Origin of the sequence: Streptomyces sp. NPDC059718, assembly GCF_042733315.1 — a bacterium.
GTDB lineage: Bacteria > Actinomycetota > Actinomycetes > Streptomycetales > Streptomycetaceae > Actinacidiphila.
Genome location: NZ_JBHWGA010000007.1, coordinates 102856 through 117294, shown reverse-complemented (window position 1 = coordinate 117294; position 14439 = coordinate 102856). Strand labels below are relative to the sequence as shown.

The following is a 14439-nucleotide window of genomic DNA, read 5'->3' as shown; positions in this document are numbered from 1 at the left end:
TCCGGATTCCTGGAATTCGCGAATACGTGACAGTTCCTCGCCCTGGACGCTTCAAACGCACTAACGTGCGGTCCCATGCGATCCACCCGTTACGCCACCGGACTCAGCCTCGTGGTCGGGGCTCTCGTGGTCACGCTCGCCGCGCTGGCCTACCCCGTCATGTCCGGGCTGAACAGCCCCGCCGTGACCGCGGCCGGCGCCCAGACCGTGTCCACGCAGTACGGTCCGCTCACCCAGCTGGACCGCACCTTCGTCACCAAGGTCCGGCTGGCCGGCCTGTGGGAGTTCCCCGCCGGGCAGATGGCCCTGCAGAAGGGGACGACGCCTGCGGTCAAGCGCGCGGGGCAGCACCTGATCGACGGGCACACGAACCTCGATTCGACGTGCCGCACGATCGCGCCCCAATTGGGCATCCCCCTGCCCAACCAGCCCACAGCACAGCAAATGGGCTTTCTGGCCACCATGTCCGCGGCGACCGGACCGGATTTCGACCAGAAGTTCGCGAACATCCTGAGGCTCGCCCACGGCCAGGTGTTCTCGGTCGTGGCCCAGGTACGCGCCACCACCCGCAATTCGCTGGTGCGCGAACTGGCCGACCAGGCGAACGCGACGGTGCTCGACCACATCACCGTCCTGGAGAAGACCGGCCTGGTCAACTTCGACCAGGTCGCCGTGGACACGACCGCCAGCCCCACCAACCCCGGTGCGGCGGTGCCGGTCTCCCCTGCTCCCGGTGAGCCGACCTTCATCGTCACCCCGTCCCCGACGTACTCACTTCCCCCAGCGGCTTCGTCCCCCCAGCCGTCGCAGTAGAAATGAGCGATCCGATGCCCACACGACAACACATGAACCACCGGCGCAGGTTGAGCACCAAGCAACTCGTGCTGATAGCCGTGCTGGCACTGCTCGGCTCCGGCGGCACCTTCGCCCTGGTCACCGGTTCGGCCTCGGCCCACTGGCGGTCCAACTCCGGTCACTCGGGCGGCTGGCAGAGCCCCAGCCCGGGGAACAGCACCAAGGCGGACAACGGGGGCCAGAACGGCTCCACGGCCCCCTCCGCGGCCCCCTCCGCGGCCCCCTCCGCGTCCGCCTCGGCCTCCGCGTCCGCGCCCGCCGGCGGCGGCTCGCAGACCAACGGCCCCTCCCCCGAGGACTTCGCCGACATCCGCTCCGTCCAGCCCAACGTCCAGCGGGCGGCGAACCAGCGGGGCGCCTCGCGCGGCACGTTCACGGCGCGCTGCGGCCGCAACGAGAACAAGCACCACAACCCCGACAACTTCATCGTGGCCCCCGGCGTCGCCAACGGCGCGCACCACGTCCACGACTACGTCGGCAACCTGAGCACCGACGGCTTCTCGACCAACGAGTCCCTGGCCGCGGCCGGCACCACCTGCGCCCGCGGGGACAAGTCGGCGTACTTCTGGCCGGTGCTGCGCACCCGCTCCGCCAACGACGCGCCGGACGCCGACGGCAACACCGGCACCATCCTGCAGGCCACCTCGGTGCAGCTGCTCTTCGGGGGCAACCCGAGGGCCAAGGTGGTGGCGATGCCGTCCACGCTGCGGATCATCATGGGTGACGCCAAGTCCTTCACCAACGGCGTCGCCAACGCCAAGGCGTCGTGGAGCTGCACCGGCTTCGAGAACCGCCAGCTCACCGACAAGTACCCGCTGTGCCCGCAGGGCAGCCGGGTGGTCCGCACGCTGAACTTCCCCAGCTGCTGGGACGGGACCAACGCCGACAGCGCCAACCACCGCACGCACATCGTCTTCCCCGACGGTGCCGGGCAGTGCCAGGCCGGCTTCAAGGCCGTCCCCCAGCTGAAGATGCGGCTCACCTACAAGGTGCCGCAGGGCCCGAACTACGCGCTCGACAGCTTCCCCGAGCAGCAGCACAAGCCGGTCACGGACCACGCGGACTTCGCCAACTTCATGCCGACGCGCCTGATGAACCAGGTCGTCAGCTGCATCAACGGCAACCGCAACTGCGGCTGACGCGGTAGCCCGCGCCGCCCCCGATTCGGTAAACCGCGGGCGGACCCCCACGGGGGTCGGCTACAACTCCTCCATGTGGATGCTCTTCCTCCTCGTGGCCTGGGCCGCGGCGATCGCCTCCTGCACACGCCTGTGCAGGGCGGCGGTCGCCGCGGCCGATCTGCCTGACGGGGCCGCCGCACCGGCCGCCGACCACGCGCTCGGGCTCTACGAGATGGCCTTCCTGTCCGGCGGACCACGCCGGGTCACCGAACTGGCGATGGTCACGATGGGGCGCGAACGGCGTCTGCTGCTCGCCAGGACCGGCTGGGCGACCGTCGTCGACCCGGACGGCCGGGACGCCATCGAGCGCTCCCTGATCGCCGCCACCGGCCCCGAGGGGCAGGCCCCCGTCCCCGCGATACGCGCGGCGCACGCGACCTCCGACGGGGTCCGCGCCTTGGCGCAGGGCCTCGCCGACGCGGGGCTCGCGATGCCTCCCGCGGCCCGGGAGTCGATCTCCACCGGCATCCGCGAGGTCCGCGCGGCCTCCGCCCTCATCCTGGTCACGCTGGCCGCCGCGACGACCCTCAGCCCCGCGGGCCGGTCCCTGCTGCCCTGGTTCGCGCTCCCGCTGCTGGTCACCCTGGGCTGCCTGGCCATCGCGCGCTTCGAGATCCACCCCTACACCCGCTGGGCCGCCCCCGCGGGCCGCGAGCTGCTGCGCGCCGTCGACGTCCCCGACGGCCCGGCCCCCGACGACCGCCGGCAGCTCCTCACCGCCGTCGCCGTCCGGGGCCCCTCCGCCCTCTCCGACCCCGCCCTCCGCGCCGCCCTGAGCTGACGCACCGCGCGGGGCCGGGCCTCAGGCCAGGCCCGCCACCAGATCCGCCACCGACTTACGACGACCGGTGGCCCCTCCCCCACGGCCGCCCTCGCACCGCTCGGCCCCAAGGGGCCTCCCGGGCTTCGACCGGCACGCCGGACTCCGCCCGGCACCCGCCACCCGGGAAAGCCCCCGCGCGGGGCCGGGCCTCAGGCCAGGCCCGCCACCAGATCCGCCACCGACTTACGACGACCGGTGTAGAACGGCACCTCCTCGCGGACGTGCATACGCGCCTCCGAAGCCCGCAGATGACGCATCAGGTCCACGATGCGGTGCAGCTCGTCCGCCTCGAAGGCCAAGATCCACTCGTAGTCGCCCAGCGAGAACGACGCCACCGTGTTCGCCCGCACGTCCGGGTAGCCCCGCGCCATCTTGCCGTGGTCGGCCAGCATGCGGCGGCGGTCCTCGTCGGGGAGGAGGTACCAGTCGTAGGAGCGGACGAAGGGGTAGACGGAGACGTAGTCGCGGGCCGTCTCGTCGGCGAGGAAGGCGGGGACGTGGCTCTTGTTGAACTCCGCCGGGCGGTGCAGGGCCATGTTCGACCAGACGGGCTCCAGCAGGCGCCCCAGCATGGTGCGGCGGAAGCGGTTGTACGCGTCCTGGAGGGCGTCGGCGGTCTCGGAGTGCCACCAGATCATGACGTCCGCGTCGGCGCGCAGCCCCGACAGGTCGTACGTGCCGCGGACCGTGACGTCCTTCTCGGCGAGCTGCTCGAAGAGCTCCTCCACCTCCTCCGCGTAGCGGGTGCGGTCGTCGGGCAGGACGTCGCGCAGCCGGAACACCGACCAGAGGGTGTAGCGGATGACCTCGTTGAGGTCCTTGGCCTTCTTGCCGGCGTTGGGGGCCTTGGCGGGGGCGGCGGATGCAGTGGAGTCGGTCATGGGGCTATTGTCCCGCGTCCGGTTCCGCAGCCTGCCGCAGGGTGCCCAGGACCTGCGTGGCCGCGCCGCGCGCGCTCGCGACGCACGCAGGGATGCCGACGCCCTCGTAGAGGGCCCCGCACACCTCGAGGCCGGGCAGCTTCGCGACGTGCTCGCGCAGCCGCGTGACCCGGGCCAGGTGGCCGACCGGGTACTGCGGCAGGCCGCCGTCCCAGCGGGTGACGCGGGCCGCGACGGGGGCCGCGGTGAGCCCGACGGCCTCGCCGAGGTCCTCGCGGGAGAGGCGGACGAGGTCGGTGTCGTCCCACGCGAGGTCGGCCTCCTGGCCGTGCCGGCCGATCGAGGTGCGCAGGACGTAGACGTCCGCATCGGCGGCGCCGCTCCAGTGCCACTTCTGGCTGGAGAACGTGGACGCCTTGATGGTGCGCCCGTCCACCGGCGGGACGAGGAAGCCGCTGCCGGGCAGCGCGTGGGCGATCTCGCGGCGCCGGAAGGCCATGGTGACCAGGGCGACACTGGCGTACTCCACCGTCGAGAGCTCCGCGGCGGCGCCCGGTGACTCGGCGGCCAGCAGCTTGGCGGCGGCCGGGGCCGGCACGGCGAGCACGACCGCGTCCGCGGAAAGCGTCTCGCGGGTGCCGTCGTGGTCGAAGGCGACCTCCCAGCCGACTGGGGTGCGGCGCAGCGTACGCACCGGGGCGTCGGTCTCGATGCGCGCACCGGCGGCCCGGCAGGCCGCGGCGACGGCGACCGGGAGCCGCCCGACGCCTCCGCGGATGCCGGCGAAGACCGTGCCGTCCTGCCGCGCGGCGGCGGCCTTGCGCTGGCTCTCGCGGACGGCCTCGATCAGCGAGCGGCCGCCGCGCGCGCCCTCGTACAGCTGCGGGATGGCGGCGCGCAGCGAGATCTCGTACGCGTTGCCCGCGTACACCCCGCCGAGCAGCGGTTCGACGAGCCGGTCGACGACCTCGTGGCCCAGCCGGGCGGCGACGTAGGCGCCCACCGCCACGTCCTCGCCCACCTTGGTGCGGGGCAGGACGTGGTCGAGCGGCAGCCGCGCGAGGCCGGCCGCCGAGAGCACCCCGGACGCGGCGAGCGCGCCGAGGTCGCCGGGGACGCCCATGACGCCGCCCTTGGGCATGGGGCGCAGCCGGCCGCGCGTCCACAGGCCCGCGTTCGTCGTGGCAGGCGCCTCCAGGTCGTCGCCGAGGCCGACGGCGCGGGCCAGGTCGACCGCCTCGGGGCGGCGCGCCAGGATCGACTCGGCGCCCAGGTCGACCGGGACGCCCGCGATCTCGTCCGCGTACAGCTTGCCGCCCAGGCGCCCGGAGGACTCCAGCACGGTCACCCGTGCCACGCCGTCCTCCAGCAGGAAATGCGCCGCGGCGAGTCCGGAGACCCCGCCGCCCACGACCACCACATGCCCGGCCCGGGGCTGCGTATTGCTCATGGCTCCACTGTCTCAGACGCCGGAACGAGCCCTAACCGTGACCTCTTCGGGATCACGCACCCGCAACCCGCCCCGCGCCCCCCGCGTCGAATCGGCAACAGACGCAACGACCCCGGGGGGACGCCCTGTGAGCACGTCAACCACCACCGCCCGCAGACCACTTGCCGCCGTCCTCGGCGCCCTGGCCCTGGCCGCCGCCCTCACGCTCACCGGCTGCGGCGCCGACAACAGCACCGACAGCAGTTCCAGCGAGGCGGGCAGCAAGGCGGGCGCCGCCGCACCGGACCTGGCCGAGCGGCCCGGCGCCCAGACCGCGGCCACCGAGGCGGACGGCGACGCGAAGAACGCCACCGGCAAGGGCGCCGGTACCGGGGCGGGAAGGACCCCGACCCTCGCGCAGTCGTACATCGTGCGCACGGCAACGCTGACGGTCGAGGCCAAGAACGTCTCCGGCGCCGTGGCCAAGGCGCGCACGCTCGTGGAGGGGACGGGCGGCTACGTCGGCAACGAGAGCACCAGCCTGGACGACGACGGCCGCGAGTACTCCACCATCACGCTCCGCGTGCCGCCGGACGGCTACGACCGGGTGCTGCGCGACCTGTCGGAGCTGGGCACGCTCCGCAACCGCAAGGTGGACGCCCAGGACGTCACCGGCCAGGTCGTGGACGTCGAGAGCCGGCTCAAGACGCAGCGGGCGAGCGTGGCGCGGGTACGGGAGCTGATGGACCGGGCGACGAAGCTCAGCGACATCGTCTCCCTGGAGAGCGAACTCAGCTCCCGCCAGGCCGACCTGGAGTCGCTCGAGGCCCAGCAGGCCTCGCTGAAGGAGCGGACCGGGATGGCGACGATCACGCTGGAGGTGCAGGAGCCGGCCGTCAAGGAGGCGCCGGAGAAGGACGACGACGGCTTCTGGGCCACCGTGGGCAGCGCCTTCGGCAGCGGCTGGCACGCCTTCTACCTGACCCTGCGGGCCCTCCTGGTCGCCCTCGCGGTGCTGGCCCCGTTCGCCGCCCTGGCCCTCCTCGGCTACCTGGGCTTCCGGCTGCTGCGCCGGGTGCTGCCCGCGCGGCGTCCCGTCGCCGCGCCCCCGCAGCCGGTGACCGTGCCCGCGCCGATCGGTGCGGGCGACAGCGGGGCACAGCCGCGGGAGTAGCGGCGGACCCGGTGTCCCCGCGCCGGGCGGCGCGGGGACACCGCCGTCAGCGGGCCGTCTCGGTGTGGACGAAGTCCACGAGACGGGTCAGGGCGTCGGGGTCCGTGGTGGGCAGGACGCCGTGGCCCAGGTTGAAGATGTGGCCGGGGGCGGCTCCGGCCGAGTACAGGACCTCGCGGGTCTTCTTCTCCACCGCCGCGCGCGGGGCGAAGAGCACCGCGGGGTCCAGGTTGCCCTGGAGCGCCTTGCCGGGGCCGACCCTGCGGGCGGCCTCGTCCAGCGGGACGCGCCAGTCCACGCCGACCACGTCCGCGCCGGCCTCGCCCATGAGCCCGAGCAGCTCGCCGGTGCCGACGCCGAAGTGGATGCGGGGCACGCCGTAGTCCGCGACGGCCCGGAAGACCTTGACGGAGGCGGGCATGACGTAGCGCCGGTAGTCCTCGGGGGCGAGCGCGCCGACCCAGGAGTCGAAGAGCTGCACCGCGCTGGCGCCGGCCTCGATCTGCACCTTCAGGAATTCCGAGGTGATGTCCGCGAGGCGGTCCAGGAGCTCCGCCCACAGTTCGGGCTCGCCGTACATGAGGGCCTTGGTGCGCTCGTGGTTGCGCGACGGACCGCCCTCGACGAGGTAGCTCGCCAGGGTGAAGGGCGCGCCCGCGAAGCCGATGAGCGGCGTCGTGCCGAGTTCACCCGTGAGCATGCCGATCGCCTCGGTGACGTACTTGACGTCGTCCGGGTCGAGCGGCCGCAGACGCTGCAGGTCCTCCCGGGTGCGGATGGGCTGCTCGACGACCGGGCCGACGCCCGGCTTGATGTCGAGGTCGAGCCCGATGGCCTTGAGCGGCACCACGATGTCGCTGAAGTAGATCGCCGCGTCGACCTTGTGCCGCCGTACGGGCTGCAGCGTGATCTCGGTGACGAGGTCGGGCCGCATGCACGACTCGAGCATGGGGATGCCCTCGCGCAGCTTGAGGTACTCGGGGAGGGAGCGCCCGGCCTGGCGCATGAACCACACGGGGGTGTGCGGCACGGGCCGGCGCCGGCACGCCAGGATGAAGGGGGAAGCAGCGGTCTGCTGGTGCGCACTCACCCCCGAATCTTCGCATGCGCCAAGTGGGCGACCCGCCCGACCGGGTGTCCTCCCTCACTGCGGGCCCCCTTCGGCCTACGCTTCCGGGCATGGCAGCGGCTCATGGGCACCTCTCGGACGGGAACGACGCCCCCCTCCCGTTCCAGCACGCGGTCGACGCACTGCTGCGCGCCCGGGTACGGCACGAGGTGGAGCTCGATCCGGTGCCCCCGCCCAAGCGCCTGGCACCGCACGCGTACGCCCTGGAGGCGGCGGTCGTCGTCGACGACGAGGAAATCGGGGACGGGCGCCTGGTGCTGCTCTACGACCCCGACGGGCAGGAGGGCTGGCACGGCGCCTTCCGGCTGGTCACCCTCGTCCGGGCGGAACTGGAGCCGGAGATCGCGGCGGACCCGCTGCTGCCCGAGGTGAGCTGGTCGTGGCTGACCGGCGCGCTGGAGGGCCGCGGCGCGGCCTTCACCGCGGCGGGCGGCACGGTCTCGCGCAGCTCCTCGCACCACTTCGGCGCCCTGGCCGGGCGGGAGGACTCCACCCGCATCGAGATCCGGGCCTCGTGGACGCCGCTCGCCGTGAACGGCGGGGTACCTGACATGGCCACCCACCTGGCGGCCTGGTGCGACCTGGTGTGCACCTGCGCGGGGCTGCCGCCGGCGCCCACGGACCCCTCCTGCCCCCCGCCGGGCGGCGGGCCCTCGGTGGTGCCGCTGCCGAAGCGGCGCGGTCCGCAGCAGACGCGCTGAGGGTCGCCGCGCCCGCGCTGACCATTCGCTTTACCGCCGTCAACAAGGTCTGACACCCGGTGACCGCGATCTTCACACCTTCGATCGACCCTGGTCGACAGCGCGTCCGAATTGCCGGAATTGTTACTAAACAAGTCGTGATCATTCTCTAAAGCCGGGCGAAGTTGCTGCCGAAGGAACCTGTGACCCTTCCCGCCAATGTCCCAGGAGGCCCGGTGTCGGTTCTTCTCGAGCACCCCACAAGCCTGGTCGCCTACCGCCCCAACAAGCCGACGGCGATGGTGGTGGTCGCCGATCCCCGCGTACGTTCCACCGTCACGCGCCACTTGTGGGCGCTCGGAGTACGCGACGTGATCGAGGCGTCCTCCATCGCCGAAGCCAGGCCCCGGGTGGGCACCCCCCGAGACATCTGCGTCGCCGACGTACACCTCCCCGACGGCTCCGGGCTGACCCTGCTCGCCGAGACCCGGGCGGCGGGCTGGCCCAACGGCCTGGCCCTGTCCGCCGCCGATGACATCGGTGCCGTGCGCAACGCCCTCGCGGGCGGTGTGAAGGGCTACGTCGTCACCGGCACCCGCACCAACCTCGGCATCCCGGGCCGCCCCGGCGCCGTACCCCTCGGCCCGGCCGGCCAGCGGCTGCAGCGCCGCCCACCGGGCGCACCGGGCCACGGCGGCGGCTACCGCGAACTGTCCGGCCGCGAGGTGGAGGTGCTGCGACTGGTCGCGGAGGGCCAGTCGAACAAGGCGATCGGCGTCTCCATGGGGCTGTCGGCGCTGACCGTGAAGAGCCACCTGGCCCGGATCGCCCGCAAGCTGGGCACCGGTGACCGTGCGGGCATGGTCGCGGTAGCGCTGCGTACCGGCATCATCCACTGATCGAAGTCATATCCCGCGTGCGCCCGCCGACGGAACGTTCCGTCGGCGGGCGCCTGCTGTACACAGATACTCTTGACTGGTGACCGACGCCCGAGAGACCGCAACAGAAGCACCCCCGGCGCCGGTCCCGCTGCTGGACCCGCGCGAGGGAATCCCGCCGGTGACCGCCAGCCCGGAGGCCTTCGCCGACATCGTCGCGGCTTTCGCCGCGGGCTCCGGACCTGTCGCCGTCGACGCCGAGCGCGCATCCGGTTACCGCTACGGTCAGCGGGCCTATCTGGTCCAGCTGCGCCGCACCGGGGCAGGGACCGCGCTGATCGACCCCGTCGCCTGTCCGGACCTGTCGGCGCTGAGCGCCGCGCTCGACGGCACGGAATGGGTGCTGCACGCCGCCACGCAGGACCTGCCGTGCCTCGACGAGGCGGGCATGCGACCCGCCCGGTTGTTCGACACCGAGCTGGCCGGCCGCCTGGCCGGGTTCGCCCGGGTCGGGCTCGGCGCGATGGTGGAGAACGTCCTCGGGTACGCCCTGGAGAAGGGCCACTCCGCCGTCGACTGGTCGACCCGGCCGCTCCCCGAACCGTGGCTGCGGTACGCCGCGCTCGACGTCGAGCTCCTGGTCGACCTGCGCGACGCGCTGGAGGAGGAACTGCGCGCCCAGGGCAAGCTGGAGTGGGCGCTGCAGGAGTTCGCGGCCATCGCCGCGGCCCCGCCGCCCCCGCCCCGCGTCGACCCCTGGCGCCGCACCTCCGGCATGCACAAGGTGCGCCGGCGCCGCCAGATGGCGGTCGTACGCGAACTGTGGAACCTCCGGGACCGGCTCGCCCGCGAACGGGACGTCTCCCCCGGCCGGGTCCTCACCGACGCCGCGATCGTCACGGCGTCGCTGGAGGCCACCCCCAACGCGCACGCGCTGGCCGCGCTCCCCGGGTTCGGGCACCGCATGGGGCGGCGCCAGCTGGAGCAGTGGCAGGCCGCGATCGACCACGCCCGCAGCATCCCCGAGCGCGACCTCCCGCAGCCCGGCCCCGCCTACACCGGCCCCCCGCCCCCGCGCGCCTGGGCCGACAAGGACCCGGCCGCCGCGGCCCGGCTCTCCGCGGCCCGCGCGGCGGTCTCCGCGCTGGCGGACCAGCTGAACCTCCCCCAGGAGAACCTCATCACCCCGGACACCGTCCGCCGCCTGTGCTGGGCGCCCCCGCGGGACCGCAGCCCCGAGTCCGTGTCGGCCTTCCTCCAGGACGCCGGCGCGCGCCCCTGGCAGGTCGAGCTCACCACGCCCATCCTCACGGCGGCGCTCGCGGCAACGCCTCCGGCGTAGCCCGGGGGTTGCCCCTCGCGGCCGCCTGTTGTGTGCGGGTTGTTCGCGCCTGCGGCGGGCGGTTTCCCCGCCGCCCGCCCTCCCCCAGCCTTCGGCCGGGGGTGCCCCCAACTCCCCCGCCCCCTCCCTATCGCGGGCGACCAACGGCCGGAGGGTGGCTGAGACGGCGGTCCGGGGCCGCCGCAAGTGCCCCACTGAACCCCCACCGGCCGTCAGTCGCCCATACGACGGGAGGGGGTGTGGCGGGGTGCGCCCATGGGGGTCCCCCCGGCCGAAGGCTGGGGGAGACGAGCGGCGAACGCGGCGCCCAACGATGTAGGGCCAAACCGCGAGCGCTGTGGGGGTCCCCCCGGCCGAAGGCTGGGGGAGTGCGCCGGCGCGGCCCCGACCCCAACCCAACCCAACGATGCGCAGGCCCGCACTGACCGCGCCGGATGGGGGTCCCCCCGGCCGAAGGCTGGGGGAGGGCGGGAGGGCGGGGAAGAAACCCCACGGCAAGCACGAACGGCCGCACGCGGGAACCCCGGAGGAAGACCGAACGTGTGACCCCGCACACCCGCACTGTGCACATCGGTTACCCGCGAGTAGCATGTACGGCGGAGCCGCCGTCTTCTGCCCGCGGCAAGCGAACCCGCATCTTGAGGAGAGCCAACGTGCCTCGTACCGCTAGGGACGTCGTCTTCGTCGACGGCGTCCGCACCCCGTTCGGCAAGGCGGGCCCGAAGGGCATCTACCACGAGACCCGTGCCGACGACCTGGTCATCAAGTCCATCCGGGAGCTGCTGCGGCGCAACCCCGCGCTCTCCCCGGAGCTCATCGACGAGGTCGCCATCGCCGCGACCACCCAGATCGGCGACCAGGGCCTGACCCTGGGCCGTACGGCCGCGATCCTGGCGGGGCTGCCCAAGTCGGTGCCCGGTTTCTCCATCGACCGCATGTGCGCGGGCGCGATGACCGCGGTGACCAGCGTCGCCGGCGGCGTCGCCTTCGGGGCGTACGACGTGGCGGTCGCGGGCGGCGTGGAGCACATGGGCCGGCACCCGATGGGCGAGGGCGTGGACCCGAACCCGCGCTTCGTGTCGGAGAAGCTGGTCGACGACTCCGCGCTGTTCATGGGCATGACGGCGGAGAACCTGCACGACCGCTTCCCCCACCTGACCAGGCAGCGCGCCGACGAGTACGCGGTGCGCAGCCAGGAGAAGGCCGCGAAGGCGTACGCGAACGGCAAGATCCAGCAGGACCTGGTGCCCATCTCGGTGCGCCGCACCTCCCCCGAGGGCGGCGAGACCGGCTGGGGCCTGGCGACGACGGACGAGCCGATGCGCCCGGGCACCACGCTGGAGAACCTGGCCGGCCTGAAGACCCCGTTCCGCGCCCACGGCAACGTGACCGCGGGCAACTCGGCGGGGCTGAACGACGGTGCCACCGCCTCCCTGATCGCCGCCGAGGACGTCGCCCGGGAGCTGCAGCTCCCGGTGAAGATGCGCCTGGTCTCCTACGCCTTCGTGGGCGTCGAGCCCGAGGTGATGGGCGTCGGCCCGATCCCGGCGACGGAGAAGGCACTCGCCAAGGCGGGCCTGTCGATCTCCGACATCGGCCTGTTCGAGGTCAACGAGGCGTTCGCCGTGCAGGTGCTGTCGTTCCTCGACCACTACGGCATCGCCGACGACGACGCACGCGTCAACCAGTACGGTGGCGCCATCGCGTTCGGCCACCCGCTCGCTTCCTCCGGCGTCCGTCTGATGACGCAGCTGGCCCGCCAGTTCGAGGAGCAGCCGCACGTCCGCTACGGCCTGACCACCATGTGCGTGGGCTTCGGCATGGGCGGCACCGTGATCTGGGAGAACCCGCACTTCGACGGAGGCAGCAAGTGACCACCACCGCCGAGCTCCTCAAGGGAGCGGCCGAGCTGTTCCCGGACGAGGTCGTGACGCAGGCGCAGGTGCGCCACCTCGACCTCCCCCAGGGCGCCGGGCGTTTCGCGCTCATCACCCTGGACAACGGCCTGGACCACACCAAGCCGACCACCTTCGGACCGCAGTCGCTGGCGAACCTGAGCGCCGCCCTCGACCAGGTCGAGAAGGAGGCCGCGGACGGCGGGATCGTCGGTGTCGGCATCACCGGCAAGCCGTTCATCTTCGCGGTCGGCGCCGACCTCAAGGGCGTCGAGCTGCTGAAGCGGCGTGAGGACGCGCTGGCGATCGGCAAGGGCGGCCACGACGTCTTCCGCCGTCTGCAGTCCCTCGCGGTCCCCACCTTCGCCTACTACAACGGCGCGGCCATGGGCGGCGGCGTCGAGGTCGGCCTGCACTGCAGCTACCGCACCGTCTCCTCGGCCATCCCGGCGTTCTCCCTCCCCGAGGTCTTCCTGGGCCTGGTCCCGGGCTGGGGCGGCTGCGCGCTGCTGCCGAACCTCATCGGCGCCGAGCGCGCGGTGAGCGTCATCATCGAGAACTCGCTCAACCAGAACAAGCAGCTGAAGGGCGGTCAGGTCTACGACCTGGGCATCGCCGACGCGCTGTTCGACGGCGCGGACTTCCTGGAGCAGTCGCTCTCGTGGACCGCCGCCGTCCTCAAGGGCGAGATCCAGATCGTCCGCCCCGAGGTGGACCGTGGCGCGGCGTGGGACGAGGCCGTCGCCAAGGGCCGCGCCTTCGCCGACTCCAAGGTGCACGGCGCCGCCCCGGCCGCGTACCGCGCGCTGGACATCATCGCCGCCGCCAAGGACGGTGACCTGTCCGCCGGTTTCGACGCCGAGGACGAGGCCCTGGCGGACCTCATCATGGGCGGCGAGCTGCGCTCCGGCATCTACGCCTTCAACCTGGTGCAGAAGCGCGGCAAGCGCCCGGCCGGTGCCCCGGACAAGAACCTGGCCCGCCCGGTCACCAAGGTGGGCGTCGTCGGCGCCGGTCTGATGGCCTCGCAGCTGGCGCTGCTCTTCGCGCGCCGTCTGGAGGTGCCGGTGGTCCTCACCGACATCGACCAGGAGCGCGTGGACAAGGGCGTCGGCTACGTCCACGGCGAGATCGACAAGCTGCTGCTCAAGGGCCGGGTCAACCAGGACAAGGCGAACCGCCTCAAGGGCCTGGTGTCCGGCTCCCTCGACAAGGCCGCCGCCTTCGGCGACGCGGACTTCGTCATCGAGGCGGTCTTCGAGGAGATCGGCGTCAAGCAGCAGGTGTTCGCCGAGGTCGAGGCGGTGGTGAAGCCGGGGGCGATCCTGGCCACCAACACCTCTTCCCTCTCGGTATCCGAGATGGCGTCGAAGCTGGAGCACCCGGAGCGGGTGGTCGGCTTCCACTTCTTCAACCCGGTCGCGGTGCTGCCGCTGCTGGAGATCGTGCGCGGCGAGCAGACCGACGACGCGTCGCTGGCCACCGCGTTCGCCGTGGCGAAGAAGCTGAAGAAGACCGCGGTGCTGACCAAGGACGCCCCGGCGTTCGTCGTCAACCGCATCCTCACCCGCTTCATGGGCGAGATCCAGAACGTCATCGACGAGGGCACCCCGGTGGAGACGGCGGAGAAGGCCATCGAGCCGCTCGGCCTGCCGATGTCCCCGCTGGTGCTGCTGGAGCTGGTCGGCCCGGCGATCGGTCTGCACGTCTCCGAGACGCTCAACCGCGCCTTCCCGGACCGCTTCACGGTCTCCCCGAACCTCGCGGCCGTCGTCAAGGCGGGCAAGCGCGGCTTCTACGTCTACTCCGCCGAGAACGGCTTCAAGCCGGAGCTGGACCCCGAGGTCGCCGCGCTCCTGGTGCAGGGTGACAGCGTCCTGACGGAGGAGCAGGTGCGCGCCCGCGTCCTGGACGCCGTCGCGCAGGAGATCGGGATCATGCTGGAGGAGGGCGTCGTCGCCGAGGCGCAGGACATCGACCTGTGCCTGATCACCGGTGCCGGCTGGCCCTTCCACCTGGGCGGCATCACGCCGTACCTGGACCGTGAGGGCGTCTCGGAGCGGGTGAACGGCAAGCCGTTCCTGGCCCCGGGCGTGGCCTCCGTCCCGGCGTAACGCCGGCTGCGTACGCGGAAGGGGCCCCCGCCGTCCGGCGGGGGCCCCTTCCGCGTAC

Annotated in this window: 12 protein-coding genes; 9 read left to right on the top strand and 3 right to left on the bottom strand. The window is 72.8% G+C overall.

Translation table 11 applies throughout. The features are described from left to right. Positions 1-75 precede the first annotated feature (75 nt). The 3 genes from ACFV3E_RS10810 to ACFV3E_RS10800 all read left to right on the top strand — a co-directional run bounded on the left by ACFV3E_RS10810 (position 76) and on the right by ACFV3E_RS10800 (position 2817). Entirely contained in the window at positions 76-813 is a 738-nt protein-coding gene (locus ACFV3E_RS10810; RefSeq protein WP_500534349.1) for a DUF4142 domain-containing protein, read from the top strand. 14 nt (positions 814-827) lie between these two features. After that, the gene (locus tag ACFV3E_RS10805; protein ID WP_500534348.1) at positions 828-1994 is read left to right on the top strand and encodes a DUF1996 domain-containing protein; all 1167 of its coding nucleotides are present in this window, start codon (positions 828-830) and stop codon (positions 1992-1994) included. A 73-nt stretch (positions 1995-2067) separates the two neighbouring features. Continuing rightward, on the top strand, positions 2068-2817 hold the full coding sequence (locus tag ACFV3E_RS10800; protein WP_500534347.1) for a TIGR04222 domain-containing membrane protein: 750 nt from the start codon (positions 2068-2070) through the stop codon (positions 2815-2817). A 191-nt stretch (positions 2818-3008) separates the two neighbouring features. Here the strand turns inward: ACFV3E_RS10800 and hemQ are convergent, their stop codons facing one another. Next, positions 3009-3740: a hydrogen peroxide-dependent heme synthase gene (gene hemQ, locus ACFV3E_RS10795; protein WP_500365478.1), complete on the bottom strand. Its 732-nt coding sequence runs from the start codon at positions 3738-3740 to the stop codon at positions 3009-3011. Positions 3741-3744: 4 nt separating this feature from the next. Beyond that, the gene (gene hemG / locus ACFV3E_RS10790) at positions 3745-5190 is read right to left on the bottom strand and encodes a protoporphyrinogen oxidase (RefSeq protein WP_500534346.1); all 1446 of its coding nucleotides are present in this window, start codon (positions 5188-5190) and stop codon (positions 3745-3747) included. A 127-nt stretch (positions 5191-5317) separates the two neighbouring features. On the opposite strand from hemG, the gene ACFV3E_RS10785 reads away from it, so the two are divergent. Beyond that, the gene (locus tag ACFV3E_RS10785; protein ID WP_500534345.1) at positions 5318-6343 is read left to right on the top strand and encodes a DUF4349 domain-containing protein; all 1026 of its coding nucleotides are present in this window, start codon (positions 5318-5320) and stop codon (positions 6341-6343) included. A 46-nt stretch (positions 6344-6389) separates the two neighbouring features. Here the strand turns inward: ACFV3E_RS10785 and hemE are convergent, their stop codons facing one another. Next, entirely contained in the window at positions 6390-7433 is a 1044-nt protein-coding gene (gene hemE / locus ACFV3E_RS10780; RefSeq protein WP_500534344.1) for a uroporphyrinogen decarboxylase, read from the bottom strand. Positions 7434-7522: 89 nt separating this feature from the next. Here hemE and ACFV3E_RS10775 point away from each other — a divergent pair, with 89 nt between their 5' ends. From ACFV3E_RS10775 to ACFV3E_RS10755, 5 genes are all read left to right on the top strand, one after another. Further along, complete coding sequence (locus ACFV3E_RS10775) at positions 7523-8173, top strand: DUF3000 domain-containing protein (protein WP_500365484.1); 651 nt, start codon at positions 7523-7525, stop codon at positions 8171-8173. Positions 8174-8388: 215 nt separating this feature from the next. Continuing rightward, complete coding sequence (locus ACFV3E_RS10770) at positions 8389-9051, top strand: response regulator transcription factor (protein WP_018563211.1); 663 nt, start codon at positions 8389-8391, stop codon at positions 9049-9051. A 79-nt stretch (positions 9052-9130) separates the two neighbouring features. Continuing rightward, entirely contained in the window at positions 9131-10372 is a 1242-nt protein-coding gene (locus ACFV3E_RS10765) for an HRDC domain-containing protein (protein WP_500534343.1), read from the top strand. A 653-nt stretch (positions 10373-11025) separates the two neighbouring features. Beyond that, complete coding sequence (locus tag ACFV3E_RS10760) at positions 11026-12246, top strand: thiolase family protein (protein ID WP_500534342.1); 1221 nt, start codon at positions 11026-11028, stop codon at positions 12244-12246. Continuing rightward, positions 12243-14381 carry a 3-hydroxyacyl-CoA dehydrogenase NAD-binding domain-containing protein gene (locus ACFV3E_RS10755; protein WP_500534341.1) on the top strand — a complete coding sequence of 713 codons (2139 nt, stop codon included), beginning with the start codon at positions 12243-12245 and terminating at the stop codon, positions 14379-14381. The genes ACFV3E_RS10760 and ACFV3E_RS10755 overlap by 4 nt, the downstream gene beginning before the upstream one ends. Positions 14382-14439: the final 58 nt, after the last annotated feature.

Excerpts from the sequence above, each read along its gene's own strand:
- ACFV3E_RS10810 (WP_500534349.1), top strand. The coding sequence starts at position 76 with ATGCGATCCACCCGTTACGCCACCGGACTCAGCCTCGTGGTCGGGGCT.
- ACFV3E_RS10805 (WP_500534348.1), top strand. The coding sequence starts at position 828 with ATGCCCACACGACAACACATGAACCACCGGCGCAGGTTGAGCACCAAG.
- ACFV3E_RS10800 (WP_500534347.1), top strand. The coding sequence starts at position 2,068 with ATGTGGATGCTCTTCCTCCTCGTGGCCTGGGCCGCGGCGATCGCCTCC.
- hemQ (WP_500365478.1), bottom strand. The coding sequence starts at position 3,740 with ATGACCGACTCCACTGCATCCGCCGCCCCCGCCAAGGCCCCCAACGCC.
- hemG (WP_500534346.1), bottom strand. The coding sequence starts at position 5,190 with ATGAGCAATACGCAGCCCCGGGCCGGGCATGTGGTGGTCGTGGGCGGC.
- ACFV3E_RS10775 (WP_500365484.1), top strand. The coding sequence starts at position 7,523 with ATGGCAGCGGCTCATGGGCACCTCTCGGACGGGAACGACGCCCCCCTC.